Source organism: Amycolatopsis sp. WQ 127309, assembly GCF_023023025.1.
GTDB lineage: Bacteria > Actinomycetota > Actinomycetes > Mycobacteriales > Pseudonocardiaceae > Amycolatopsis.
This window is the reverse complement of sequence record NZ_CP095481.1, coordinates 6,992,968-7,017,920: the sequence shown is the minus strand read 5'-3', so window position 1 is coordinate 7,017,920 and position 24,953 is coordinate 6,992,968. Positions and strand designations below refer to the sequence as shown.

At 70.2% G+C, this 24,953-nt stretch carries 25 protein-coding genes; 5 read left to right on the top strand and 20 right to left on the bottom strand.

Going from position 1 to position 24,953, the window contains the following annotated elements:
• The 5 genes from MUY22_RS31760 to MUY22_RS31740 all read left to right on the top strand — a co-directional run bounded on the left by MUY22_RS31760 (position 1) and on the right by MUY22_RS31740 (position 7,535).
• Positions 1–1,887 (top strand): VirB4 family type IV secretion system protein, encoded by a 1,887-nt coding sequence (locus MUY22_RS31760; RefSeq protein WP_247050750.1) that lies wholly within the window; start codon positions 1–3, stop codon positions 1,885–1,887.
• Positions 1,877–4,438: a type IV secretory system conjugative DNA transfer family protein gene (locus MUY22_RS31755; RefSeq protein ID WP_247050748.1), complete on the top strand. Its 2,562-nt coding sequence runs from the start codon at positions 1,877–1,879 to the stop codon at positions 4,436–4,438. Before MUY22_RS31760 ends, MUY22_RS31755 begins: the two co-directional genes overlap by 11 nt.
• Before the next feature lie 55 nt (positions 4,439–4,493).
• A complete protein-coding gene (locus MUY22_RS31750; RefSeq protein WP_247050745.1) occupies positions 4,494–5,582 on the top strand; it encodes a replication-relaxation family protein in 1,089 nt (362 codons plus the stop codon).
• Positions 5,583–5,620: 38 nt separating this feature from the next.
• On the top strand, positions 5,621–6,595 hold the full coding sequence (locus MUY22_RS31745; protein WP_247050743.1) for a C40 family peptidase: 975 nt from the start codon (positions 5,621–5,623) through the stop codon (positions 6,593–6,595).
• A gap of 196 nt (positions 6,596–6,791) precedes the next feature.
• Positions 6,792–7,535, top strand: a complete 744-nt coding sequence (locus MUY22_RS31740; protein WP_247050741.1) for a MarR family transcriptional regulator — start codon at positions 6,792–6,794, stop codon at positions 7,533–7,535.
• A gap of 297 nt (positions 7,536–7,832) precedes the next feature.
• Here the strand turns inward: MUY22_RS31740 and MUY22_RS31735 are convergent, their stop codons facing one another.
• From MUY22_RS31735 to MUY22_RS31640, 20 genes are all read right to left on the bottom strand, one after another.
• Positions 7,833–8,273: a hypothetical protein gene (locus MUY22_RS31735; protein ID WP_247050739.1), complete on the bottom strand. Its 441-nt coding sequence runs from the start codon at positions 8,271–8,273 to the stop codon at positions 7,833–7,835.
• A 12-nt stretch (positions 8,274–8,285) separates the two neighbouring features.
• The gene (locus MUY22_RS31730; protein WP_247050737.1) at positions 8,286–8,873 is read right to left on the bottom strand and encodes a hypothetical protein; all 588 of its coding nucleotides are present in this window, start codon (positions 8,871–8,873) and stop codon (positions 8,286–8,288) included.
• A gap of 34 nt (positions 8,874–8,907) precedes the next feature.
• The gene (locus MUY22_RS31725) at positions 8,908–9,228 is read right to left on the bottom strand and encodes a hypothetical protein (protein WP_247050735.1); all 321 of its coding nucleotides are present in this window, start codon (positions 9,226–9,228) and stop codon (positions 8,908–8,910) included.
• A gap of 74 nt (positions 9,229–9,302) precedes the next feature.
• Positions 9,303–9,566 (bottom strand): hypothetical protein, encoded by a 264-nt coding sequence (locus MUY22_RS31720; RefSeq protein WP_247050733.1) that lies wholly within the window; start codon positions 9,564–9,566, stop codon positions 9,303–9,305.
• Positions 9,567–9,653: 87 nt separating this feature from the next.
• The gene (locus MUY22_RS31715; protein ID WP_247050731.1) at positions 9,654–11,432 is read right to left on the bottom strand and encodes a vWA domain-containing protein; all 1,779 of its coding nucleotides are present in this window, start codon (positions 11,430–11,432) and stop codon (positions 9,654–9,656) included.
• Between the two features lie 43 nt (positions 11,433–11,475).
• Positions 11,476–12,699: an AAA family ATPase gene (locus tag MUY22_RS31710; RefSeq protein ID WP_247050729.1), complete on the bottom strand. Its 1,224-nt coding sequence runs from the start codon at positions 12,697–12,699 to the stop codon at positions 11,476–11,478.
• 41 nt (positions 12,700–12,740) lie between these two features.
• On the bottom strand, positions 12,741–12,887 hold the full coding sequence (locus tag MUY22_RS31705) for a hypothetical protein (RefSeq protein ID WP_247050727.1): 147 nt from the start codon (positions 12,885–12,887) through the stop codon (positions 12,741–12,743).
• Between the two features lie 808 nt (positions 12,888–13,695).
• Positions 13,696–16,401, bottom strand: coding sequence for a BTAD domain-containing putative transcriptional regulator (locus MUY22_RS31700; RefSeq protein ID WP_247050726.1), 2,706 nt, complete (start codon positions 16,399–16,401; stop codon positions 13,696–13,698).
• A gap of 59 nt (positions 16,402–16,460) precedes the next feature.
• Entirely contained in the window at positions 16,461–16,832 is a 372-nt protein-coding gene (locus MUY22_RS31695) for a hypothetical protein (RefSeq protein WP_247050724.1), read from the bottom strand.
• A gap of 29 nt (positions 16,833–16,861) precedes the next feature.
• Entirely contained in the window at positions 16,862–17,299 is a 438-nt protein-coding gene (locus MUY22_RS31690) for a pilus assembly protein TadG-related protein (protein ID WP_247050722.1), read from the bottom strand.
• On the bottom strand, positions 17,296–17,748 hold the full coding sequence (locus MUY22_RS31685) for a TadE/TadG family type IV pilus assembly protein (protein WP_247050720.1): 453 nt from the start codon (positions 17,746–17,748) through the stop codon (positions 17,296–17,298). The genes MUY22_RS31690 and MUY22_RS31685 overlap by 4 nt, the downstream gene beginning before the upstream one ends.
• Positions 17,745–18,626, bottom strand: coding sequence for a hypothetical protein (locus tag MUY22_RS31680; protein ID WP_247050719.1), 882 nt, complete (start codon positions 18,624–18,626; stop codon positions 17,745–17,747). The genes MUY22_RS31685 and MUY22_RS31680 overlap by 4 nt, the downstream gene beginning before the upstream one ends.
• A 17-nt stretch (positions 18,627–18,643) precedes the next feature.
• On the bottom strand, positions 18,644–18,997 hold the full coding sequence (locus MUY22_RS31675) for a TadE/TadG family type IV pilus assembly protein (RefSeq protein ID WP_371827511.1): 354 nt from the start codon (positions 18,995–18,997) through the stop codon (positions 18,644–18,646).
• 73 nt (positions 18,998–19,070) lie between these two features.
• Positions 19,071–19,271 (bottom strand): hypothetical protein, encoded by a 201-nt coding sequence (locus MUY22_RS31670; protein ID WP_247050716.1) that lies wholly within the window; start codon positions 19,269–19,271, stop codon positions 19,071–19,073.
• A 19-nt stretch (positions 19,272–19,290) separates the two neighbouring features.
• Positions 19,291–20,166: a type II secretion system F family protein gene (locus tag MUY22_RS31665; RefSeq protein WP_247050714.1), complete on the bottom strand. Its 876-nt coding sequence runs from the start codon at positions 20,164–20,166 to the stop codon at positions 19,291–19,293.
• Positions 20,163–21,080 carry a type II secretion system F family protein gene (locus MUY22_RS31660; RefSeq protein WP_247050712.1) on the bottom strand — a complete coding sequence of 306 codons (918 nt, stop codon included), beginning with the start codon at positions 21,078–21,080 and terminating at the stop codon, positions 20,163–20,165. The genes MUY22_RS31665 and MUY22_RS31660 overlap by 4 nt, the downstream gene beginning before the upstream one ends.
• The gene (locus MUY22_RS31655) at positions 21,068–22,426 is read right to left on the bottom strand and encodes a CpaF family protein (protein WP_247050710.1); all 1,359 of its coding nucleotides are present in this window, start codon (positions 22,424–22,426) and stop codon (positions 21,068–21,070) included. The genes MUY22_RS31660 and MUY22_RS31655 overlap by 13 nt, the downstream gene beginning before the upstream one ends.
• Positions 22,423–23,277, bottom strand: a complete 855-nt coding sequence (locus tag MUY22_RS31650; protein WP_247050708.1) for a carbon monoxide dehydrogenase maturation protein — start codon at positions 23,275–23,277, stop codon at positions 22,423–22,425. Before MUY22_RS31650 ends, MUY22_RS31655 begins: the two co-directional genes overlap by 4 nt.
• Positions 23,277–23,972 carry an SAF domain-containing protein gene (locus MUY22_RS31645; protein ID WP_247050706.1) on the bottom strand — a complete coding sequence of 232 codons (696 nt, stop codon included), beginning with the start codon at positions 23,970–23,972 and terminating at the stop codon, positions 23,277–23,279. Before MUY22_RS31645 ends, MUY22_RS31650 begins: the two co-directional genes overlap by 1 nt.
• A gap of 102 nt (positions 23,973–24,074) precedes the next feature.
• Entirely contained in the window at positions 24,075–24,614 is a 540-nt protein-coding gene (locus MUY22_RS31640; RefSeq protein WP_247050704.1) for a hypothetical protein, read from the bottom strand.
• Positions 24,615–24,953 lie beyond the last annotated feature (339 nt).

Below are 24,953 nucleotides of genomic sequence, written 5' to 3'. Positions count from 1 at the left end.
ATGGCTCGACACACCACCACGGCCCGCAGCGGGTCGGCGGGAGCGTTCACCCCGGACTCGTTGTCGGTCGCCGCCCGCCATCTGGAAATCGGCAACGAATTCGTCGCCTCCTTCGGGATCACCGGCTACCCGCAGGAGGTCTACCCCGGCTGGCTCGCCCCGCTGCTGACCTACCCCGCCCGTCTGGACGTCTCCGTGCACATCCAGCCCGTCGACCCGGCCACCGCCGCCACCGGCCTGCGCCGCCAGCGCGCCAAACTCGAATCCTCCCGCCGCCAGAACGCCCGCCACGACCGGCTCGACGACCCCGACCTCGACGCCGCGGCCGACGACGCCGCCGACCTCTCCCGGCGCCTGGCCCGCGGCGAAGGCCGGCTGTTCCGGTTCGGGCTCTACCTCACCATCCACGCCCCCGACGAGCGCACCCTCACCGAAGAGGTCTCGGCGCTGCGGTCGCTGTGCGCGTCCCTGCTCCTGGACGCCAAACCCGCCACCTACCGGGCGCTGCAGGGCTGGGTGTCCACGCTGCCGCTCGGCCTCGATCCGCTCGGGCTGACCCGCACCTTCGACACCGCCGCCGTGTCGGCGGCCTACCCGTTCACCTCACCCGACCTGCCCCCGACCGACCCGGCCACCGCGACCCCGGCCGGCGTGCTCTACGGCTACAACGTCGGCTCCGCCGGTCTGGTGCACTGGGACCGCTTCGCCTGCGACAACTACAACTCCGTCATCCTGGGCCGCTCCGGCTCCGGCAAGAGCTACCTCGTCAAGCTCGAGACGCTGCGCAGCCTCTACAGCGGCATCCAGGCGTTCGTCATCGACCCCGAGGACGAATACGCCCGCCTTGCCACCCAGGTCGGCGGCACCTACCTGCACCTCGGCGCCGACGGCGTCCGGCTGAACCCGTTCGACCTGCCCATCCACACCGACTCCGGCGGCCGCCGTACCGCACCGCCCGATGCGCTGCGCAGGCGCAGCCTGTTCCTGCACACCGTTCTCGCCGTCCTGTTCGGCGTCGAGATCACCGCCGCAGAAAGGTCCGCGCTCGACACGGCCATCATCGCCACCTACGCCGGCGCCGGAATCACCGACGCCCCACGTACCTGGACTCGACCGGCGCCGCTGCTGCGGGATCTGCGCGATGCCCTGGCGGCGACCGGCGACGCGGGTGACGCCGTCGCCGCGGACCTCTCGGCCCGGTTGCACCCGTTCGTCGACGGCGCCTTCAGCGACCTCTTCGCCGGCCCCACCTCCACCGCGCCCGACGGGCATCTCGTGGTGTTCTCGCTACGCGACCTGCCCGATGAGCTGCGCGCGATCGGGACGTTACTGGTGCTGGACGCGGTGTGGCGGCGAGTGTCCAACCCGGCGCATCGACGGCGCAGGCTCGTGGTCATCGACGAGGCATGGCTGCTGATGCAGCAACCCGACGGCGCTCGCTACCTGTATCGGATGGCCAAGGCGCTGCGCAAACACTGGGGCGGGGTGACGGTTGCCAGCCAGGATGCCGGTGACGTGCTCAGCAGCGAGGTCGGCAAGGCCGTCGTCGCGAACGCCGCCACCCAGATCCTCATGCGTCAAGCACCGCAGGCGATCGAGGAGATCGCGGCGGCGTTCGACCTCTCCGCCGGTGAGCGGCAGTTCCTGCTCTCCGCCGACCGCGGTCAAGGACTGCTGTCCTCGGGCACCCAGCGGGTCGCCTTCCAGTCCTTGGCTTCCCCCGCAGAGAACTACCTCGTCACCACCGACCCGGCCGAACTCGCCGGCTTCGCCGAGGACCTCCCAGACATCCGAGAATCACCGCACGCCGAGGCTTACATCGACCTGGGCACCGTGGACCAGCCGGGGACCGAGGTCCAGAGCGAGGTCGATCTCGATGTGTCCTGACCTGCAGCTCTGGGGCCAACCACCGGTGCCTCGTAGCTGGGTGGGTGACTACCTGCGCGATCCCGGCAACGCCGTCCTCACCGTGCTGTCCGCACTCCGCGACGTCGCCCTGGAATGGGCACCGGTGGCGATCTCGGCGCTGGCCGTGGTTCTCGCGGGCTCGGCTGTGACCCGGCGCTGGTGGCGGATCCGCCGGCACGCCGCGCTGCTCGCGGACGCCCGGCGGATCACGGTGCTCGCGCCACCGACGGTGGACCCGGCCGGCGGGGCCGCGGTCTGGTCCAACCTCGTCGGGCTGCTGCGTCCGGCCTGGCGGCGGTTGTGGGCCGGGCAGCCGCACGTGGGGATGGAGTACGTGTTCGGCGAGCACGGCGTCGCCATCGGGTTTTGGGTTCCCGGTGTCATCCCGCCCGGCCTGGTCGAGCGTGCGATCGAAGCGGCCTGGCCCGGCGCCCACACTCGCACCGAACCGGCCATCTCACCCTTCCCCTGCCTGGCCACCGGCCGGCGGCGGATCACCGTCGGCGGGCAACTGCGCCTGGCCCGCTCCGAATCGCTGCCGATCAGGACCGGGTTCGACGCCGACCCGATCCGCGGACTGCTCGGCGCCCCCGTCGGGCTGGGCCGCGACGAGCACGCCTGCGTCCAGGTGCTGGCCCGCCCGGTCACCGGCCGCCGCGTCGCCCAGGCCCGCCGCGCGGCCCGCCGGGTCCACCGCGGTTCCTCCGCCCGGCTCGGCGGTCGGCTGCTCGACGCCCTCACTCCGGGTGGGCGGGCTACCCGGTCCGGGCGGACGGCCGACGCTCGGCGGATCAGTCAAGACCCGCAGCTGTCCTTGGAATATTCGGCGCAGAACAAGGCGATCGTGAGCAAACAGCGCGGCTCTCAGTACGAGACGCTCGTCCGCTACGCCGTCACGGCCGATCTGCCCGCCGGCGCCGACGAGGACGCGGTGCGGCGGACCCGTGACACCGCCCGCGGCCGGGCACACGCGCTGGCGGCCTCGTTCGCCGCCTACACCGAGCACAACTACTACCGCCGCACCCGATTGCCCCAGCCGGCTCGCGCTCTCGCCGAACGTCGACTCGAGCGCGGCGACCTGCTGTCGGTCCCTGAGCTGGCCGCGCTCGCGCACCTGCCTATCGACGCCGAGATACCCGGCGTGGAACGCGCCGGCGCACGAGCAGTCGCCCCGCCACCGTCGGTCGCGGCGCCGGGACCGGAGGTCAAGCCGCTCGGGCGAGCCGACACCGGCCACGGCCGCCCGGTCGGGCTGCGCGTGACCGACGCCCGCCAGCACATCCACATCATCGGCGCCACCGGCTCGGGCAAGTCGACCCTGCTCGGGAACCTGGTCCTCGACGACGTCGCACACGGCCGCGGCGTCGTGGTGGTCGATCCCAAGGGCGACCTGGTCACCGACGTTCTCAACCGGATTCCGCTGGCCGCGGCGGACCGGGTCGTGCTCTTCGACGCCGACTCGATGCACCGCCCGCCGATCATCAACCCGCTCGACGGCGAGGACACCGACCGCGAAGTCGACAACGTCGTGTCCGTGTTCCGGCGCGTCTACTCCGCGTTCTGGGGCCCGCGCACCGACGACCTGATGCGCGTGTCCTGCCTGACCCTGCGCGCGCAAGAAGGCGTTCCCACACTCGCCGACCTCCCGAAGCTGCTCACCAGCGACGCGTTCCGGGCCCGCATCACCACCGGGCTGACCGACCCGGTCCTCACCGGATTCTGGGACGGCTATGAAGAGCTGACCGACAGCTCCCGCTCCCAGATCATCTCCCCATTGATGAACAAGCTGCGCGCGTTCCTGCTGCGGCCGTTCGTCAAAGAGGCGATCGCCGGGGGCCGCTCCACCGTCGACATGGCACAAGTGCTCAACGAGGGCGGGATCTGCCTCGTCCGCATCCCCAAGGGCTCCCTCGGCGACGAAACCACCCGGCTGGTCGGATCCCTGATCGTGGCGCGCACCTGGCAGGCGGCCACCGCACGGGCCCGGACTCCGCAACGGCTCCGGCCGGACGCCAGCGTCGTCGTCGACGAGTTCCACAACTTCCTCAACATGCCGTACTCCCTGGAAGACATCCTCCCCGAGTCCCGCGGCTACCACGTGGGCTGGACCCTCGCGCACCAGAACTTGGCTCAGCTGCACCGCGAGCTGAAGGAAGGGCTGTCCACCAACGCCCGCTCGAAGATCATCTACTCCGCATCCCCCGAAGACGCCCGCGAACTCGCCCAGCACACCGCACCGCGGCTGTCCGCCCACGACCTGTCCCATCTCGACACCTACCACGCCGCGGCGCGGCTGGTCACCAACGGCGGCGAATCCGAGCCCTTCACCATGCTCACCAACCCGATGCCCGACCCGATTCCGGGCAGGTCACGGAAACTCCGCGCGGCCGTGCGGGCCCGGCGCAGATCAGGAATGACCGCAGCCGACTCGACAACAGGCCCTCGCACGAGCTCGTGTGGACCTTCGACTACGCGAACAGTGCGTCCGACGAGGACACCCAAGACCGACCCGCGCCGCAGCGCCTCGTGATCCGAATCGACATGTCGGCCACAGCAGGGAAACGTCCATCCGAGAGGGGCTTCCGGTGATCACCACTACGACCCGCCAGCACGCATTGCGCGCGCCTCTGCCCGGCCGCGCCACCGTGCGGATCGCGAGTTCGATCGAGCACCAGGCGATGCTGGCCGCTCGGCTCACCGCCCGCGACAAGTGGCTCCTCACCCTCTTGCACGAGCACCGCGTGCTCACCAGCCGCCAGATCCAGGACTGTGCTTTTCCCTCGGAACGTTCCGCCCGCCAACGGCTGCGCGACCTGTACCTGTGGCGCGTGATCAGCCGGTTCCAGCCGTTCCGGCAGCTCGGCTCCGCGCCGATGCACTACGTCCTCGGGCCAGCCGGTGCCGCCGTCCTGGCTGCCGAGCACGGCCTCGAAGTCAAGGACCTCGGCTACCGCCACGACCGCGCCATGGCCATTGCCCACAACCAGCGCCTTGCCCACACCATCGGCGTCGGCGACTTCTTCACCTCGCTCATCGCCGGTAAGCACCGCTCCCGCTGGCCGGGAGAACTGGTGACCTGGTGGTCGGAGGCCCGCTGCGCACGCCACTTTGGCGACCTCGTCATCCCCGACGGCTACGGCCGCTGGCGTACCGGCGACGACGTGATGGAGTGGTTCCTCGAGTACGACACCGGAACCGAGGCGCTCACCAAGGTCGGCCGCAAGCTCATCGGATACGCGCGGCTGGCCGACTCCACCGGTATCGCGACCCCCGTGCTGCTGTGGCTCCCCTCCAGCCGCCGCGAGGCCGGCGCCCGGGCCGCTCTCGCACGCGTGCACGCTCAGCTCGACCACCCGCGCACCGTCCCGGTCGCCACGGCCGCGGCCGACCTGCTCAGCCGATCGGACACCGATCCGAGCCCTGCCAGCGCGGTCTGGCTACCGCTGACCACCGCGCGAGCCGACCGCGCCGGCCCTCGCTACAGCCTCGCCGAGCTGGTCGGCGCCTGGCCAGGCATCGCTCCTCCAGCCGAAACGGTCACTACCGGGGTCCATCCCGCCGAGCCCGACTCCCCCGCGGCGTCGCCGTTCCGCCTTCCGCCGCCCACGCCGGTGCCGCCGCCCGCGACGCCCAACCGCGTTGCCCGGAAGCCCCGACGCCCCTCAGCCAGCTGAACCTCGGGCACTCCGAAATCCGACAGGAGGACTCCGTCGTGGCAAGCAAACCGATCGCCGGGCTCGCCGCGGCCGCCGTCGGCCTCCCGGTGCTGCTCGGCGTCATCCCGCAAGTTGTCGTGACGTCTCTGGCCGGCGGCGACGGCGGAGTCAGTTGCTCGGTCACGGGCTCGCCGACCGGCGCGGTGCCGGGATTCGCGCCGGATCAGCTGACCAACGCCGCCACGATCACAGCCGTCGGCCGACAGCTCGAGATTCCCGAGCCCGGCTGGGTGATCGCGATCGCAGTCGCGATCCAGGAGTCCACGTTGCGCAACCTCGCGTACGGCGATCGCGACAGCTTGGGCCTCTTCCAGCAACGCCCCTCGCAAGGCTGGGGCACCGCCGAGCAGGTCATGGATCCCGGCTACGCGGCCACGCAGTTCTACCGCCGCCTGCAGACGGTTTCCGGCTGGCAGCAGATGAGCCTCAACGACGCCGCCCAGGCCGTCCAGCGATCCGGCACCCCGGACGCGTACGGCCGCCACGAGCACGAGGCCGAGGCCATCGTCGCCGCAGTCGCCGGCGTCACGTGCGCTCACGACGCCGGCAGCGGGGACTGCAACACCATCGCAGCGCCCACTGCGGCGGCTCTCACGGCGATCAACTACGCGTGCGGGCAGCGCGGTCTCCCCTACGTCTGGGGTGGCGACGGCCCTCTGCACGGCGACGCCGGATTCGACTGCAGCGGGCTGACCCACGCCGCCTACGGCGCCGCCGGGATCACCCTGCCTCGCACGTCGGCCGCGCAGTACGACGCCGGCCCACGCGTTCCTGATGGCGAGCCGCTGCTGCCGGGCGACCTCGTCTTCTACGCCACCGCTGGGCGCGTGCACCACGTCGGCCTGTACCTCGGCGGCGGCCACATGATCGACGCACCCGACTTCGGCCGGCCCGTGGCAGTCCATCCCTATCGCTACCCACGTGACGACTACTACGGCGCCACCAGGCCATCAGGTGGCCCAACCGGGTGACTCGTCCGTTCTTTCACCGCGCGGACAGCTGCGAGTGTCCACATGAGACACGCATCTTGTTTGACGGATCGCTTGACACGGAGGCAGAGACGAAGCGTTCATAGACATGTAGCCCGCAACTAACGGATGCGCACCGGCGGGCGACAGCCCCGGCCGGGGCATGGCCAATCCACTTCATCTGAACACGGAGTCAGTCATGTCCCGCAAGAACAACAGCAGTCTCACCACCAACGACGTCCTCCAACCCCTCGAAGGCCCGGCCGACAACCTGTCCACAGAGGACAAGGTACGTACCGCGCTGACCACGCACCCCGACTCGACAAGCGCCGAACTGGCGAAGGAGGCTGGCGTCGGCCGCTCGACCGCCGGGAAGATTCTGGCCCGCTGGGATCGAGATGGCCTTGTCGTCCGTACCGCAGGAGCAGGCGGCCACAAGCCCGACACCTGGACGCTGACCGGACCGTGCGAGCACAAGACCGACGAAGGGACCGGCACGGCGTCCGTTCCTACCCCCGAATCGGCGTCCCAGAGCGACACCCGGCCCACCGAAACAGCCACTGGCGTGGTTACGTCGGAGGATGAGGAACCGGCGCCGGTGGACAGCACAGACAGCGCGACCACGGCCCAGGACATCATCGAGGAGGGAGACGAGGCCATCGCTCCTCCGAGCGATGACGCGGAACCGGCCCCGAACGGGAAGAAGCGGTTGCCCAAGGGTGGCCTGCGCGCCCTTGTCGAGGACTACCTGAGCGAGAACCCGGGAGAGAGCTTCGGACCCGCTCAGATCGGCAAGGTGCTGAATCGTTCGGGCGGCGCGGTGAGCAACGCATTGGACAAACTGGAGGCGAATGGGTACGCGATCAGGACCTGTCCTGCACCGAAGCGGTTCAGTATCAACCCCGCGAAGACCGACGTGGCGGACCCGACCGCCGCCGAGTAGCTACCGGACCTCGTGTAGGCCACCGCCAGCATCGTGGCGGTGGCCTACACAAGGTCCGGTTTTGTCGTCCCGAGAATCATTCCAGCGGAGCTGCGTAAGGGTCTCGAATCGGCGCACCAGGAACGAGTGCATAGGGATCCGGTGGCGGAGGCGGGCGGTGTTCGACGGGCTGACCGTCCCCGGTGAGGCGACTGACCAGGTAGGCCAGCAGGAGTATCGGGGTCCAGGGGCCTGGCAGCAGGATCACCAGGGCAGTCCAAACGAGACGCTTCTTTCGGTTGTCCATTCGGGTTTCCTCTACAGTGGTCCGACTTTCGAAGGCGGGTAGAGCCTGTGACTCCGGCCGTGACGCGGGTGGCCGAGGTCGTCGACGAAAAACAGGGAGCCGCTGTAGAGGCCGAATCTGTCAGGCGCCAGCTCTCCACTACCCCGGCGATCGAGGACAGCGAAGGTTTCGGTAGCCACTTCGGCGCGCGAGGCGGCGTCTTCCGGGGCGGGTAGCCCGACGAATCGGATGTGCAGGAACCATACGTCAGGCGCATCTCCCCACAACGGCCTGATCGTGGACGCGCTGACCGTGATCCCGACGTGGTCAGGGATTCGCCCGGCAGCCTGCGCAGTGATCAGGTCGTCGTGGACGTGGTGGGCGAAGGCGCCGAAGTCGTCGGCGTGCGCGGCGTTGAGGGAAACATCTCCATCGATCCACACGCCGGGCTTCCAGTCGTGTTCAATAAGCACTGTATTCTCCTCCTACGGTCGAGAGCTACTTGCAGGATCAGGAAAGACGCACTCGTCGTCGCAGTCGCGGGCCCCTGAGCTGGTGATGAACGGACAGTCGTCCCGATGAGCCTTGGTGAACGTGACGGCGCCGCTACCGTGCTCGAAGATGTGCAAGGCTCCCCCGCGCTCACAGGCCCAGGTGACCTCGTCCGGTTCGATACGCCTTTCGCCGTCGAAGCGGTAGGTGGTGGCCAAAAGTGCGCTGATCGCCCCATGTACGCGAGGCGACATGGCCAGCGGAGTCGGCGGCAAGGCGACGATGCGCGCGGCGCGGTAAAGCAGGTCGTCCGCGAGCCGGCCGAGAACGGCAGAGGCGTCGAGGTGGTGAGTCGGCGTCGGAGTGTCATACCACCAGTTGCTGGGCGCGTCGGAGGCGAGGCTCGTCCAGGTCATCTGATCGTTGAGCACCTCCACCACGGCGCAGCTGTGGCCGAGGTAGTAGTCGCGTTCGACGCAAGCTCGGACGGTGCGGCCCGCCATCGCGACAACCCGGGTGTAGTGGTAGCGGGTCGAAGTGGCTCCTGCGGCGCTGTCGCGTTCTGTCATGGTCACGTTCATTACCGATCTCCGTTCATCTTGGGCGGGCTTAAGGTCACCTCGGGGGACGAGTTGCTTCCCGCAGCAGAGTGTCGACTTCGTTACGGGGTGCCGTGAGGATGGTGGTCAGCACGAGGATGGCTGCGCCTTCGGAGACCGCGTTGACGAGTTCGCCGTCGAGGGTGAGGTGGTCGCCGTCGCGAGTGACGATGCGCCAGTCATCCGTGAGACGGTCGGCGCAGTAGTAGCTGCCGATGAGCGCGCCCTCATGGGTGGCGGTGCCGTACACGGTTTGCTGCTGGTCGGCGGGATCGGCAACGACAGCGGTGATCTCGCATTGGTTCTCGGTGAAGTGGCGGACGACGATCTCGGGCATGCCTTGCGATGTCATCGTGACCTCCATGGGCTTCTTCAGGGCAATGGATTGGTTCGAACCACGCGGCTGGCTCGCTAGACGTGGAAGTCTTCGCTGCTGTCGAAGTCGCCGGGGCCGACGCCGGGAAGTCCCACCGCTTCAGCCATCGCGTTCAGGGTGGTGAGGGCGGGTCCGTCCCACTGGCCGCCGGAGCCCACTTCCTCGGAAGCTTCGTAGTCCAGTCCCAGGAGGGCTGCGGTGAACCCTGCCCGGAGCTGGTCCTCGGTGAGGTCGCCTACACGTTCGGCGATCCGTTCACCGGCGGCGGTGATCGTCGGCAAGTCAGTGGTCGAGTTCATGGCTTCTCCTAGGTCGGGCAGGTTGTCGGTTCTCGTTCTGGGGAAGGGAGCGGCGGTTCCGCCCCTTCCCTTGCTGGGGCCGGTGAGCTAGCGGCGGGCAGTGGCCCGCAGGGCGGCGGTGGCCGCGTGCCCGATGGCGCGGGCGGTGATGGCCGGGTCGGACAGCAGGTGGACGGTCGCCCCGGCGAGCGGGGCGTCGAACATGCCGCCCGTGGTCAGCCACAGGGCCGCGCAGCCGGACGCGCGCAGCCGGTCGAGCTTCTTCTGCCCAGCGGCGCGGGGGTCGGGGCGGTAGTCGCCGTCGGACACGATGACCACCAGCCGCGCGGCGCCGGGACGGGACAGCCCGAGGGCACCGTCGAGCGCGTCCAACGCCGTAGGGATGTTCTCCCAGTTGTCATCGGATTCGAATTCGGTGACCATCGCGGGCGGCTTGCCGGGGCGGGTCAGCGGGCGCACGTGATGCCCGAAGATCACGCTGGCGACCTCGGCGGGAACCCTGGTGTGCCGGGCGGCGTCGGCAAGGATCCACGCGGCCGAGGCGACGTGGGCACGCGCCCACCCCATGGACCCGGAGACGTCACACGCGACCCCGACGCGGAGGGGCGGAAGAGCAACCGGGGTGCGGGTGACCCGGGTGAAGGGTTCGGCGGTCACCACCGCCCCGGCGGCGCGTTGGGCTTCCGCCGCGCGGACGCCCCGCATCCGCACCCGTCCCGGTGGCAGTTCGGAGGTGGACTTCACCGCGACCCGCTCTCGGATCCCTGCGGTGTCCAGAGCCCGTGCCAGCACGCGCGCGGCAGTGCGTTCCTCCGGGGTGGGTGGGCGAGTTCCCACCATCCGCGTGTGGCCGGTATGAGGGCCTCCGGTGGCGAACACTCGGTGTGCGGCCTTCCCTGCCGTCTGTTCGGCGGCTTCCTCTTCCTCGTCCCGGGCGGCCGCAACGGCGGCAGGGTCCTCGGGCGCCTTCTCCCGTGCCACCTTCCCCGCCACGCCGTTCAACACGGCGGCGATCGCATCGGCCAGCGATGACGGATCGGCGGAGCCGTTCCCGCTCGCAGACGGGTCCGGGGCGCCGGAGGGGCCGGGTGTCATGTCAGAGCCGTCGGGGTCGGCGTCCGGGTCAGTGCCGAGAATCTCGCACCACTGTCGCCCGAGTTCGAGCATGGCCTCGCCGGCATCGTCGGGGGTCCGTAGCGCCTTGCGCCACACCGCTCGCAGCTTGCCCAGCACGTCCGCGCCGAGCACGTTCTCGACGACGTCGGCGACGGGGGCGACCTCGGCGCGGGTGAGCACGCCTCCGTCGGCTCGTCCGAGCAGCAGGGCGGCGGTGTTCGCGGCGTCGGCGGGTGCCATCTTCGGGGCGGTGGCCGGGTCGGCGTACAGGTGCAGGTCCGTGGCGACGATGCCCTTCACGCACGCGCGCAGCCAGTGCCGGTCGTCCGGGCGGCGGCGAATGTGGGCCGCTTCCATGCGCGGCTCTTCCAGCAGCATGGCGGCGGCGACCACGGCGGGCGGGGCGTCGTCCGGGGGTTCCCACGCGGTGTGTTTGGCGTGTCCGCACTCGTGGGTCAGGGCGCCCCATGCCGGGGCGTAGCGGGGGCGGTCGGACAGGTTCGCCGGGTTCACGGTCGCCGGGTCCACGCCGAGGTGGTCGCCGTCGACTTCGATCAGGGCGCGGTGCGGATAGAAGCAAGCGGGGGCTCCGCCACCCGCGCCGGGGGCGACGCTGACCACGAGGTCGTCGCGGTCGGCGATCACCGGGACCTCGTCGGCGAACGCGGCGGACAGGGTCAGCCATTCCGGGCGCGCCGGGAACACGGCGGCGCCGGTGGCGGCCGGGTCGGCGGTGAAGTGGGCACTCATGGCGCGGGTCCTTTCGCGACGGTTCGCGGTTCCGCTTGGGGCGTCAGGGTTTGGTGGCGATGCGGGCACCGAGGGCAAGCGGCGTGACGGTCTTTCCGAAGACGTCGCGCACTACTGCGGCAACGGTGGCGCGGTCTTCTTCCGGCGCGATGCCGACCAGGTTCCCGGCGGCGGCGTCGAGGTCCCACGCGTCGGCGAGTTTCTTGAACGCGAGTAGCTCTCGCAGCTGGGGAGCCCAGCCGATCTCGCCTTTTTCCTGCCGGGTGGCCAGGTTCCGCGCCACGCGGACCGCTTTCGCGTCGACTCCGAGCTGGTCGGCGAGCGCGTAGTCGCTGGACACCTGGATGTGCACGGAGAACCGTGAGGACAGGGCGTCGGTGAGCACCGCGCCGTGCACGCCGGGGTTGTGCCCGGCGACGACGTAGAAGCCCGGCGCGGCGTCGACGACTTCGCAGCCGTTGGCTTTGACCGTGATTTGGCGGCGTCCGTCCATCGCGGGGTAGACCACGGCGAGCACGGTCGGCGGGATCAGCGTGGCGTCGTCGATGAACAGCGGTACGCCGTCGCGCATAGCGCGGACCAGCGGCCCGTGTACGAACACGAAGTCGCCCCCGGGGATCTTGGTGTAGTCGCCTACCAGGTCGGCGACCACGGTGTCCCCGTCGCCCTGCACGGTCAGGCAGTCGTTGAACGCCGCTTCCACCACCGACGTCTTTCCGGTGCCGGGCGGTCCGTACAGCAGGGCGGCCACCCCGACGTCACGCAACCGCTGCAGCGCGGTCACGTCCGGCATGCCGGACAGCAACCGGGGGTGATAGTCCATCCCGTTCGGCCGTTTTACCGGACCGGTTGCCTTTCGAGAACCGGTTGCACGCCGGGCCGGGGCGGACTTGGCTGCGGCGGCAGGCTTTGCCCCGGTGGGTTTCGGGCTTGATGGGCGGGATGTGCGCGGCGGGGCGGGAATGATGGTGGAAGCGGCGGCGGCCGCTGTCGTCGCGGTGGCCCGGTAGGCCAGTGGTGCGGCCGAAGCGACTTCGGCTTCCCCCTTGGCTGCCAGTACTTTGCACGCGTTCCCGACGGCGCCGGACGATCGGTTCAAAGTGTGCGCGATGCTGCCCGGGGTGTGCGTGTCACCGGGGTTGTCGGCGAGAGTTTTGGCGACCATGGCGCGGAGTTCGCCGTTGCGCAGCCGGGTTGACTTCCCGCCCGCCGGGACGGCGGTCGGCGCGGCGGCGGGCGCCGTGACGGGCGGTGTGGGCGTGGCCATGGCTGGTTCCTTTCGGTTTCTGTGAGCGCGGCGGATGGGCGTCAGGCGAGCACGGCGTCGGCGTCGCGCTGGTGGCGTTCGGCGTCGGCGTCCGCCGCTTCCGGGGTGGCGTGGTCTTGCGTCCAACCGCAGTAGCAGAACGCGACGGCGGTACCGTCTTCATTGGTGTCAGTGTCGGCGTAGCACATGATTAGACTCCCGTTTCCAAGAAGTTGAATGACGCGCCGGGTGAGGAATTCGATTCGAGCTTTCGCTTTTCCGGCGACACAACAAAGATAACTCGATCACGGGACGCCGCGCAATAGGTTTCCACTTTTGATTCGGCGAATTTCAAGAAAAGAAATTCGCATTGCCGATCGAATATGCATTCCGCATTGTATCCGTAGGCCAGGGGCGGTTCTACCCGCAGAGAAATGGCGGAACAAATCAAGCTCGAAGCGCCGGCTTCTACTCATTAATTGAGATAATGGCAAAGGCAGGTGAGGGCCAGTTGAGGCGAGTTGATCGACAGAGCATGCAACCACGGACGACGAGAACGGTCGAGAGAACGCAGACGACGGGCCTGATGTGTTTACCTGCTTGATGTCAAGCGAGTCTGGGATACCGACGGATCCCCTTGCAGGTACCTTGACCTGCAACAATCGAGGCAACAGGGGGATCCGGCTTAGTCGGCCACCGGAGGGCGAGCCTGATCGGCAGGCTCGGCGGCACCCCGATCGGCGCAGTGCTGGCGCCTTGCCATGCCAGAGACCGGGTACGCGAGGTTCGCATTGAGAGTCGATACCTTGATACCTCGGCGCGAGACATCGACGTTCCCCACCGCCGGGCACTCTGACCGTTTCCGAATATTGCACAGGCTCCGTCGACATCCACACAAAAAGAACAGATTGAGTCTCTTTCTGCCACCAGACCATCGGCAGCATCAACCGCGACGTTAGCATCGATTCCCGGTCGCGCATCCGATCGGAAATCGAGGTATTTTGCGGCGCTGGACGCTCATCCCCGGATTCGCGGACCGGTTCCGCACTGATTCGCAATACTGGCGTGGTGGCCGCGCAGTCGATGGGCGAGGTCGAGAGTCTCGGCAGTCGGCGTGATATCGAGTTCTGCCAGGCGTGTCTGCAACAAAGTAAGAGTTCGGGAGATCGCGTCATGCCGGCCGAGGAGGTGCTGCAATCGCATGATGTCGCGGTAGAGCAGTTCGTTGTGCGGATCGAACGAGCGCGCGGTTTCGAGCAGGTCGAGGGTGTAGTCCGGGTCGTCGTCGACGCGTGCGCGCGCGAGTGCGGCCACCGCGTCCATGGCGTCGCGGCGAGTGGCTTCGCGGGCGGCGACGAGCCATTCGGCGTCGAGCCCGTCCGCCAAGGGACCGCCGTAGGCGGCGATGATCGCCTCGTAGACGGAGTGGCGGTCGCCCGGCCCGCTGGTTCGGCGGCCGGCTACTGCGTCGGCGAAGTGCCAGTAGTCGACGTCCACCACCGCCGGGTCGAGCCGGTAGTGGCCGTGCTCGACCAGCACTGCCTCATCTGCGGCGCCTTCGGTGGCAGCGTAAACGGCGCGCCGGATCCGCGAGAGGACCGTACGGAGGACGCTTGCCGGGTTGCGGGGCGGGGCGGCGGGCCACAGGGCGTCGATGATGCCGTTGCGGGATATGCCGGTGGGATGCACGGCCAGGAGGACCAGCAGCTCGACAAGCCTTCGGGTCAGCTCACCCGACATGTCGCGCAGGTCGTCCGGGCGATCGGGTTCGGGGCGCCAGTGCAGCGTCGGAGGGCCGAATACCGTCATTACCAGGGTTCTGACGGCGGCTTTGACCGATGGACTGTCCGGATCGCCGCGTTCTCCCGCCACGGCAACCGGCGTCGGCCGAGCGGTAATCTCGAGACGCCCGGCTTCTGCGGGATGTGTACGGCTGGCAGGTTCCTCTCCTGCGAGTTCGCTCGGGTGGCCCGTGGGGTTCTGTGTCGCTCGCAGGAACGCCAGCAGCTCGCGGGTTGCGGAGTCGGGCAACGTGAAGGCGCGGGAGCCGCGGAGAGGCTCGCCGAGGCCGGGATTGGTGGCGGAGATGATTCCGCCGGCGGTGATGTACGCGGTGACGCCGGGACGCCACTGGCCGAGCAGCAATGCGGTGATGCCGCCGCGCGCGCCGTTGTCGAGCAGGTGTTGCAGCCGTGCCTGCCGGTTGCTGTCGTGCGGTGGTGACGTGACCAGTACGGTGGCTCGGCTTGGCTCTGCCTGACGCCGTTCGGCTTCGGCCAAGGCCGTGTCAAGGTCGGCGGTGACCTCGACGGTGACCGGCAGAGCCGGAGCTGGTGTTGACGTGCCGAGCAGGCGGCCCAGGTCCGCAGAAGGCACGAGGACCGACGGCGAACTTCCGGCTCCCGGTAGAGCGGTCAAGACTGTGAGCAGGAGAGCCCGTGCCGCGGCGTAGCCACCGGGACCGACGAGCCCGAGCCCGTGCGCGCTGGCCAGGTCGATGGCCACGTCCACGCCTGCGGAGACCTCTCGGTCCGCTGGCCGGTCGGCGGCCCCTTCGACGGCGATGTCGACCGTCGAAGATGAAGATTCGAGAGGTGGCGTACCGATGAGACGGTGGCCGCGTGACGCGACGAGCTGCAGCCGTCCCGCGGTATCCGGTACTGGCTCCTGGGGTTCCCCGGCGGCTTCCCCGTCCGGTGGATCGTCACTGCCGATCGCCGCGTGTTCGTCGTCGATCTGCTGAGCGTCCAGGTGAGCCAGCCGAAGCTGGTACACCACGGGCGTGACGGGAGGGTCGTCCTGTCGGCGGCCGCTTCCGGGCCGGTAGCGGGTGTGCCGTCGCCTGCGCGCTACCAGGAGCAGGGTGCTGACGGCGGCCGCCAGGGTCAGGCCTACGAACACCTCGCCGCTCCCCCACGTCACGGCCCCCGGCGTGCCTTCGTGCGCTACGCCGCTCGCCGGGCGGGGTGTGCCAGGCGCCTGCGGCGAAGGCTGCGACGGGCTCACGGAGGCTGGAGGTTGCGGGTCGTGACGGTCTTCCTGCGGGAGAAGCGATGGCGCTGCGGGCCTCGCCGTTGGTGGGGCGACGGGTAGGCGAAGAACGTCGCCAGGGTGGATCACGTTCGGGTTGGACAGGGCGCGCCCGCCAGGCTGGACGCTGCCTCGGTTGAGGGCCCAGATCTCCGGCCAGCGGTCGCCGTCTCCGAGGCAGCGTTGCGCGATCCGCCACAACGTGTCGTGCACCCCGCCGTCCGGGGCGCGGACCCGTTCGGTACCCGCCGCCGGAGAGGGCGGGGATGGCTTCGGGCCGCGGTCCCCGGGGGATGCGGTGGCATCCGCGGACGGAAAGAGCGGACCAGCGACCGACTGGCCACCGGAGGACGAGATAGGGGCGGCGTCGGCTGTGCGGCTGAGCAGCGCCAGCAACAGCGTTCCGACAAGGACCGCCGCCACACGCCGAAACGGCCAGGTGCCGGCTCTCCGCGGCGTGCCGCGGAGAGCGTCGACCGTGCACACGACGACGTCGGCGACGAAGACCAGCCACACGCCCCAGTCCAGGCAAGCGAGGATGTCGAGCAGGAACCGTTTCGACATCGGCGCCATCAGCGCGGCGCCGATCTCGTCCAGGTGCAGCAGATGGTCCGGCAGTGGCCAGCCAACACAGCCGATCAGCGCCCAGGGCAGACCGGCCACCAAACCCAGCAGCAGCACCGCCGCGCTCACACAACGCACCGTCCGGCCCAGCGGGCGCGACGAGGCCGGTGTGCGGGGCGGCGAGCTCATCAGCTGCCCGCAGAATCGTCGACTCGCGCGGCGAGCGCCGAAGTGGTGCTCCGCGGGTTCGCGCCGCCCGTGTCCTTGCCGCCGTCCTGGCGCTTACGACGTCGGGCAGGCTTGACGGCCTGCTCCCGCCAGCGGCTGAGGTCAGCAGCCGGGATGTCGGTGACGTCAGCCAGCTCGGGCACGTCGATGACGTCACGGGCTGCCGTCAGCACCTGGCCGAGTTCACGTTCGAGCTCGGCGAGCTGTCCGGCGAGGTCGACGTGCCGGCGGGCGAGCAGGCCGACGGTGGTGGCCGCCTGCGCTCGGCGAGCCTTGCGCACGGAATCGGTCTCGCTGAGGCGGCGGGTGATCTCCTCTTCGGTGGACACCATGACCAGGTCCTCCTTCGGTCGAAATGCGGTCAGGGTTCGAGTTCGCCGACTCCGCGCTGCGGGCGGGCGGAGCCGCGGCCGTGGACGCGGATCTCGGCGACGCCGATCAGGGAGAGCAGCTGGGTCGGACAAGTTTCGGTGACCTCGACGGACACTGTGTCCCCGGAGACGGATACGGAGCCGGTCGCCCCGGCGTCGCCGAGGTACTTCTGCGCCAGCTCACGTGCGCGCCCCGAATCAAGCCGAACTGCGCTGGTGGCGCGATAGGTGCCGAGATCTACGGCTTGGGCACCGGCGCGAGCTGCGGATTCGGCTTGACCGGTGGCGCGGACCTTGGCGGCCAGCGCGAGGCCGCCGTCCAGGCCGAGTCCGGCCAGGGCCATGAGCCCCAGCGTCAGCACGACAACGAAGGCCGAGACGCGTCCCTGCTCCGCTCGCCACCACACCGCGCCGCATCGCGCCTTCATCCCGCACCTCCGGCGGCGGACTGGGAGCGGAAAACGTCGATGATTTCGGCGGCAGAGGCGGAGAGCGTTTTCGTGCCCGGGACGCCGAGGACGAGCGCCTGGCCGAAGTCGACCGTGCATCGCACGCTGACGACGACCGTGGTCCCCGCCGTCGCCGACGTAGCCGTGTTCACGGCGATCCCGCGACAGACCACGCCGGCTCGAGCGAGCGCCGCGGTGGCAGTCGCCTCGGACGCCGCGGCCGCGGCGGCAGGCGTGCGCTGCAGGCTCGCGGCACGAGCGGCCTGGTGCGCGGCGTCGTCGAGCCGCAGCCGGGCATCGACGCCGCGGTGGACGACCACAGCAACGAACACCAGCAGAATCACCAGCACCGGCGTGAGCAAGACGGCTTCGGCGGTCACCGAGCCACGCTCGGCTCGCCACCAACGAGCCGACAGTGCGGCGGTCACCGGACCGGCTCCCCGTCGTCGGCCGGGCGTTCCCAGGGAAACGATCCGGCTCCCGACACGTCTCGAGCAGCGGTGACGAACGCGAAGCAGGACCTCGGCAGTTCTTCGGCGGAGTCCGCGACCTGCCGTATCGACGTGGCTCGCAGCTCGGCGGTAACGGCGAAGGTGCGTTCGGCGAGCTGGGTGTGGCGGAGTCTTGCCTCCCAGGCCCTCGTCAGGGTCACACAGCCGCGCAAGTGGAAGACCAGCTCGTCGAGCGCCTCGTCGAACTCGGCGAGCGCCTTGACCGCCGTCGACGCGAGCTCGGTCTCGTCCGGTATCGCCGCGAGCTGCGCCACGTGCCGACGCGCAGGCCGGGATCGGGCCAAGCACGCCAGCGCCTCCCACGCGAGCCGGTGTGCTCGGTCGGGCAGCTCTGGGTCAAGCCAGTCCCGGGCTTCCGTGGTGTGCAGCTCGCGAGTGAGGTCGATCAGCAGGAAGGCGGAGCGCTGGGCGGCGTCACCGAGATCACTGAAATCACGGCCACGGAGGAAGAACACGTCGGGCTGGCGTTCCAGCCGGCATCGGCGTCCGTGGGGATGGTCGTGGTCGATGTCCAGGCACAGCATGTGGATTGCCGCGTCACACAGACCGCTCACCACGAGCGCGGCAGCGGCGCCGACGAGCAGAGCGCCCGGGAGCGTCTCGGCGATACGAATCGCCAGGACCAAGGTGACCAGCCCGGCTGCGCAGCGAATCGTGAGGCATCGTAAGGCGAACATGCGAAGCGACTCAGTTTGCCAGCGTTTCGCAGTGAGGGCCGGATTCCAGAGCATGACGTCCGGTCCGTCGGCGAAGTCGCCATCGGTCACCGACTCAGGTTTTTTCAGCAATGTCACGGTCTTCTCCCTTCGGATCAGGCGTCCGGAACGAATCGTTCGACCTCGCCTGCGGTTTCGGCGTGCACGTGCAGGTGCACGCCGGGCAGAACCGCGACGGCCTCGCCCTGCACGCTCACCGCTGCCGAGGTCGTGGTGCGGACGATCTCGATCCGCGGCGAGCGCAGCGGCCCTCGGGCGAGGTCGTCGAGCAGCCGTTGACCTGCGTCATGCCCAGCCGCGACGGTGCCGGCCTGCACGCGGGTCGCAGACAGGGCCTGGGACGCGGCCGCCTGGGCGACGTGGGTGGCGTGTGACCAGAGGGCGAACTGGATGATCGCCAGCAGCGCGAGCAGCAGTAACGGCGTCGCGATCACCAACTCGGCGGTCACCGCGCCCCGCTCCCCCGCCAGCGCACACCGGACGCGACGCCAGGCAGCTGCGGTGAGACCGCGCGCGGGCACGTCAGCCGCCGAAGCCGAGGTCGATGCTGTTCGCCTTCGCCGTCAGCTTCGCCGCGATGATCGCGATCAGCGCGATCGCCAGCACGGCCATCAGGGCCGTGACGATGACCGTGGTCGTGATCTCGCCGCGGTCGTCGTCTTCCAGCACGCGCAGGATGCGGGCGGTGACTAGGTTCCAGAGGATTCGGATGTGAAGCAGCATGGTTGTCTCCTGTGGACTTTCAGAGGCCGTTGAGGACCTGCGTGACGGCCGGATAGGCGATGAACCCGAGGAAGCCGAGGAACAGCAAGGTCACCGGTAAAGCCATGCGTTCGGTCGCGGCTTGTGCTTCGGCCTCGGCGTCGGCGACCAGGTGCGTGCGCAGCGCGCCGGCCTTGGCCGACAGCGAGGCGCGGATCTTGGCGCCCTCGGTGCCGGCGAGGGCGAGCGACGCGGCGAGTTCGGCGAGCTCGGCGATGTCCAGCTCCTCGCCGAGCCGGCGCAGCGTCGCCCAGGGCGTGGTGCGGGTCAGCTGGGCGGCATCCAGCGCGCGACGGAGCTGGATGAACGCCGGGCCGTGCCCGACATCGGCGGCCGCGAGCAGGGCGGACTCGACTCCGGCGCCGCCGGCGAGGGTGATCCAGACGAGGTCCAGGAACGCCGACAGCGCCGCGCGGAACTCTGCACGTGCACGCCCGGCTTTCGCCCGGACCTCGAGGTCGGGTACGAGAAAGCCGGCGATGGCCAACAGGATCGCGACGACGAACGGCAACTCCACGCCGAACTGAAGGTCGCCAAGCGCCAGCAGCCCCTGAAGCAGCAACGGCGCGAGCAGCCCCGTGCAGCACAGCACGACCTTGACGGCCACGTGCGCGTCGGCGCCGCGGCCGAGCACGCGCAAGTCACGTTCGAGGATCTCCCCCGGCAGGCCGAGCGCGCGCAGGCCGGGTAGGACAGGTCGTGCCAGGGCGGTAGCCCACGTCGCGTCGGTGACCTCGGTGAGCGGAGCTGTCTCCGCGAGGCGGCCTCGAAGTGTCGGCTGCGGCAGGATCGCCCAGGTCAAGACCAGCCACAGGCCGAGTCCGGTGCCGATGCCCACCAGGATGACGGCGATCATGCCCGCTCACCTCCCCAGCCGGCTGCCGCCGCGGCCGGCTCGGGTTCCGGCGACTCGCGAAGGGAAAGCACGCGCGGTGCGCCACGGCCGGCCACGATCCGGGTCAGCCAGGAGAATCCGCCGCCGAAGAGCGCGCCGATGACGAGCAGGACGGCTTGGCCGAGCGGGCTGTCGTAGGCGGTGAGGTAGCCGCGGTTGAGGGCCACGACGCCGACCGCGAACGCGATCGTCGTGCCGACGATGACACGGACTGAGGTGCGGGTGCGGGCGCGGCCGGTTTCGACGCGCATGCGCATCGCCGCCTGCGCGCGGGCGGCTTCGGCGAGGGAACCGAGGAGGTCGCCGAGCTGCCGGGCTTGGTGCTCGGCGGCCAGGACCAGGGACGCGATGACCAGGTCCGCCGCCGGGTCGGCCAGGTCTTCGGCCAGCAGCCGCAAGGCCGGGACGAGGCGGTGCCCGCTGCGCAGCCGCAGCGCGAGGGTGGCGACGTCATCGCGGATCGCCGCCGGTGCCAGCGGTGCGGTCGCGAGGATCGCCTGCTCCAGGCCGGCCGCGGCCGACAGGGTGTCGCGCAGCATCTCCGTCCAGGACGCGACGGCCTCGATACGGGCGACCCGACGAGCGTGAGCACGGTCAGGCCCCACGAGCGTCGGCAAGAACCAGACCGCCGCGGCGGTGAGCACGCCTCCCACGAGCCAGCTGGTCGCGACGCCGGCCACCAGCCCGGCGCCGACGGCGATCACCAGGCGGAATCCCCAGCGCCGGTCGGTGCGCCACGGCAAACCGCTGCCGCTTGTCGACCGCAGTCCGGGCGCCAGCGGAGGCCGTCGGAGCCCCACGAGGACGAGCAGCAGTCCCACGGCGGCGCCGAGCCCGGTGACGGCGCCGATCACGGTGCTGGTCACGACGCCCACCACCCTTCCGGCCTCGCCAGCAGGTCGGGGTCGAACCCGGCGTCGACGAGGTCGTCGAGCGTGCCCGCGCGCAGGGCGCCCGCGACCGGGCGCGCGCGGAGGTCGGAGCCGGGACGGTAGATCTCATTGGACACGACGGTCCCGCCGTCGGCGTCGACGACCTCGCGGATCGAGGAGACCACCCGGGTCGTGCGGTCGGCGGCTTTGGCCAGGTGCACGACGAAGTGCACGCTCGAGGCCACCAGCAGCGCGGTCGCCTCCAGCGGCAGCCGCTCCGCGCCCTGCGCGGCGTAGGAGGCGAGGCGGGTGAACGCGATCTTCGAGCTGCTCGCGTGCAGGGTCGCCATCGAGCCGTCGTTGCCCTGCGACATCGCGTTGCACATCGGGATCACCTCCGGCCCGCGGATCTCGCCGACGATCACCCGGTCGGGAGACATCCGCAGGCCCCAGCGGACGAGTTCGGCCTGGCTGACCGCGCCGGCGCCCTCGACGTTGACCTCCCGTGCCTGCAGCGCCGTGACGTCGGCGTGGCGTGCCGAATCGATGCCGAGGCCGAGCTCGAAGGCGTCCTCGATGGTGACGATGCGCTCCAAGGGGTCCATTTCGGAGGCCATCGCGCGCAGGAGGGTCGTCTTGCCGATGCCGGTGCCGCCGGTGATCAGGACGTTCTTGCGGGCCCTCACGAGCGCACGGAGGAACCGTTCGAGGCCGACGTCGAGGGTACCGCGGCGGCGCAGCTGGGCGAGGCTGGTGGTGAGGTAGCCGTGGCGGCGGATCGAGCACGCGGTCATCCCGCCGGCAGTGAGCCCCAGCACCGCGAACAGCCGCTCCCCGCCCGGGAGCTGGAGGTTCAGCGCGGGTGAGCCGCGGTCGAACCGGCGCTCCTCCGAGGACGCGCGGGCGGCGAGGGTGCGGATCAGGTCGGTCAGCTCATCGTTCGAGGCCGCGACCGGGGCGACCTGGGCGCGGGAGCCGTCGGCGTACTGCACGAAGACGCGGTCGAAGCTGTTGACGTTGATCGTCTCGACCGCGGGATCGTCCAGCAGCTGCTGGAGGCCGCCCAGGCCGAAGACCTCGTCCAGCACGGCCTCGGCGACGCGCGCCTCGACCTCGGCCGGCAGCAGAACGCGCCCCGCTCCGAGCTCGGCCTCGCTGTGTGCGGCGCTCGCGGCCCGGAGAACGTCCTGGGCGAGTTCGCGCCGGCGTTCGACGGTGACCGGGCTCGAATCCTCTTGAGCACGGCCTGGCAGCTCGGCGGCAAGGGCCTGGCGGAGGTGGACGCGGAGCCGCGCCTCCGGGGCTCCGTCCGGTGCGGCAGGTCGGCGGTGTTCGTCGAGCACGGTCATGACGATGCGTCCTTCCTGAGTACGACCCCGTTGTGCAGCAGTTCCGGCGGGGCGACGCGGACGCCGGACATCTGGACCTGCTGCGGGGGCACGCCGGGAATCTGTGAGCCGGCAGCCGGAGGATGCGGAAGGGCAGCCGCCTGCGTCGGGATGGTGTCGTCGAGCAGAACTCGAGCGATGATTCCGGCGGCGCGGACGAGTCCGCCCTTCCTGTGTCGTCCGGGTATGCCGTGACCGGTGCGGGCCGTGACCGGGTCGTGGGGAATCCTCGCCATCACGGGAATCCCCAGCTCGCGCTCCACCTCCGCGGTCGGGTGCCCGTCGCCGGTCAGCACGAGGCACGGACGGGTGGCAGCTCGGCCCAGCTCGTGGATTCGGACGGCCAGGTGAGCCAGCTCATCGCTGTGCGTGCCGGAGAGCAGAAGCAGGACATCCGCGTGGCCGATCACCGGTTCCGCGGGCGAACCCGGATCCAACCGCCCGCAGTCGACGAAGATCGCCACGCCGGACTCCCGCCCGGCGCCGTACACCGGCGAACCGGGCGCGGTCAGGACGCCTAGCGCGGCGCGCGCCTGGTGGCTGCCGGGCGGACCGGACACGATCTGCGTCCCGCCTGGTAGCGGCTGTGCGTGGTTCCAGAGCACCTCGGGCTCGGCGGAGCCGCGGGCCGCGGCGGCCAGGCTGAGCAGGCCGGGCGTGGGACGCAGCCCGAATCGATGTGCGAGGTCTCCCCCGGCTGGGTCGCATTCGACGATCAGGCGGCGGGCGGCGATCGGCCAGCTGGCGGCCAGTGCCACGGTGAAGGCGGTGACGCCGGGCGACCCCTTCACGCTGGCCAGGGCGATCAACATCAGCGATCACCTCCGGCCAGCATGACCAGAGAGACCTGACCGGCCGGCACGCGGGCAAGCGCCGGTGCGCTGGCGCCGGGCAGCTGCAGCGAGACCACGGTGTTCTGGTCGGTCTCCGCCTTGACGACGCCGGTCACCGTCGCCGGCCACGCCGAGTCGTCGGCGGCGAGCTGAGTCGCCGAAGGCGGCGGCGTGGCGAGGACAACGAGGACGGGCGATCCTGGCGTGAGTTCCAGCGGGAACTGGCCGGGCTTGAGGGCGACCGCGACGACCGCGTACCCGGCGGCGGGAATCGTTGCTGGGCCGAGGCTGCTCGGGGTGAGCAGGGAGCCGGGGCCGAGGCTGGTGGCCATGCGCCGGCCGAGCACGGCGGACGCTTGCTCGGTCGGCACGGTGGCGACCGCGTCGGCTGCGGAGATCTCGACCTCGTGGACGTCGGCCGGTTCGAGGACGTGCCCGACGCTTAACGGCCGAGCGACGGCCAGCACTGGTACCTGGTTCTGTGCGTTGCTCGACCACCACAGCGCGCCGCCGACGCAGACCACCACGAGCAGGACGCCGACGAGCAGGTGCGGCAGACGCCGACGGGTTCGGCGCCCGGTCGGTACCGGCGTCAGCCTTCCCTTCTTTCCCACCCACGACGGGGAACCCACCTCGGGTCCGGCGCTTTGTTCACTGGTACGGATGCTGGTCACGACGTGCCTCCCAGGCATGGTTCGGCCGCGCCGTGCACTCGAGCGAATCGCTGGTGCACAGCGGAAACGGAGATTTGAATGTGCGGGGACCGGCTGGATGTGTCAGCGGTGTCCGGTGCCGAGCGCTTGGACCTCGGCGACGCGGAAGGCCGCCGAGCCGGAGGTCGTCATATCCGGGAAGGTGCCGCTCGCCCCGGCACCCGACCACGCCACCGTCCAGTGCACGGTCGCCCGGACCGGGAACTGGTGGGCAGGTGCTACCGCCGAGGACCGGCGGTAGGTGTGACCGCAGTCCGGCGAGGCGGCAGCAGGATCCGCGCCTGACGAGAAGGGAGTCCCTGCGCCGGAGCAGTTGACGGTTTCGCCGTCTCCCATCGACCACGAGACGGAGGTCGGTGTGGCGACCGCCGTCACCGAGACGCCGGGGACGGCCGCCGTCGCTTGCTGGGTTCCCCAGCTTGCGCGGTCCAGCCACAGCCAGGTCGGCAGGCTGACGAGCTTGTCGCCGGCCGGGTTCGCCTCGATGCGCGGGGCAGGCAAGCGCAGCTGCGCGTGGGCCTGGTCGGCCAGCTCCTGCGGTGACGGCGGCGCGGCTTCCGCGGGTACCGCACCGTCCGGGAGCCAGATCGGGGCTCGGTACAAGCCGTCACGGAAGCCGGGTCCGGAACATCGGTAGACGTACCAAGAACCGCCACCGCCAGGATCCAGCCGGAGCGCGACGGTCTGCACGCCGTTCGCGGGCGGATGGTAGTTGCTGCGGACGTACGAGCATTTCGCCGAGGTGTCCTTGCCGCCGAGGATACTGTCGCCCGACGGCGGTTCCTGGCCAGGCACAGGATGTGGCACTGCAGGCTTTCCCGGCCTCGCGGGCGACTGTGGCTTCGCCCCACCGCCGCGTCCTGCACCGAGATCACATGACGGGTTGCCGCCTTGTCCACAATCGACGGTTCCCCAGCCGTCGGCGTGAGCGACCTGGGCCAG

Excerpts from the sequence above, each read along its gene's own strand:
- MUY22_RS31760 (WP_247050750.1), top strand. The coding sequence starts at position 1 with ATGGCTCGACACACCACCACGGCCCGCAGCGGGTCGGCGGGAGCGTTC.
- MUY22_RS31755 (WP_247050748.1), top strand. The coding sequence starts at position 1,877 with ATGTGTCCTGACCTGCAGCTCTGGGGCCAACCACCGGTGCCTCGTAGC.
- MUY22_RS31740 (WP_247050741.1), top strand. The coding sequence starts at position 6,792 with ATGTCCCGCAAGAACAACAGCAGTCTCACCACCAACGACGTCCTCCAA.
- MUY22_RS31730 (WP_247050737.1), bottom strand. The coding sequence starts at position 8,873 with ATGAACGTGACCATGACAGAACGCGACAGCGCCGCAGGAGCCACTTCG.
- MUY22_RS31725 (WP_247050735.1), bottom strand. The coding sequence starts at position 9,228 with ATGCCCGAGATCGTCGTCCGCCACTTCACCGAGAACCAATGCGAGATC.
- MUY22_RS31720 (WP_247050733.1), bottom strand. The coding sequence starts at position 9,566 with ATGAACTCGACCACTGACTTGCCGACGATCACCGCCGCCGGTGAACGG.
- MUY22_RS31715 (WP_247050731.1), bottom strand. The coding sequence starts at position 11,432 with ATGAGTGCCCACTTCACCGCCGACCCGGCCGCCACCGGCGCCGCCGTG.
- MUY22_RS31710 (WP_247050729.1), bottom strand. The coding sequence starts at position 12,699 with ATGGCCACGCCCACACCGCCCGTCACGGCGCCCGCCGCCGCGCCGACC.
- MUY22_RS31705 (WP_247050727.1), bottom strand. The coding sequence starts at position 12,887 with ATGTGCTACGCCGACACTGACACCAATGAAGACGGTACCGCCGTCGCG.
- MUY22_RS31695 (WP_247050724.1), bottom strand. The coding sequence starts at position 16,832 with ATGGTGTCCACCGAAGAGGAGATCACCCGCCGCCTCAGCGAGACCGAT.
- MUY22_RS31690 (WP_247050722.1), bottom strand. The coding sequence starts at position 17,299 with ATGAAGGCGCGATGCGGCGCGGTGTGGTGGCGAGCGGAGCAGGGACGC.
- MUY22_RS31670 (WP_247050716.1), bottom strand. The coding sequence starts at position 19,271 with ATGCTGCTTCACATCCGAATCCTCTGGAACCTAGTCACCGCCCGCATC.
- MUY22_RS31665 (WP_247050714.1), bottom strand. The coding sequence starts at position 20,166 with ATGATCGCCGTCATCCTGGTGGGCATCGGCACCGGACTCGGCCTGTGG.
- MUY22_RS31655 (WP_247050710.1), bottom strand. The coding sequence starts at position 22,426 with ATGACCGTGCTCGACGAACACCGCCGACCTGCCGCACCGGACGGAGCC.
- MUY22_RS31650 (WP_247050708.1), bottom strand. The coding sequence starts at position 23,277 with ATGTTGATCGCCCTGGCCAGCGTGAAGGGGTCGCCCGGCGTCACCGCC.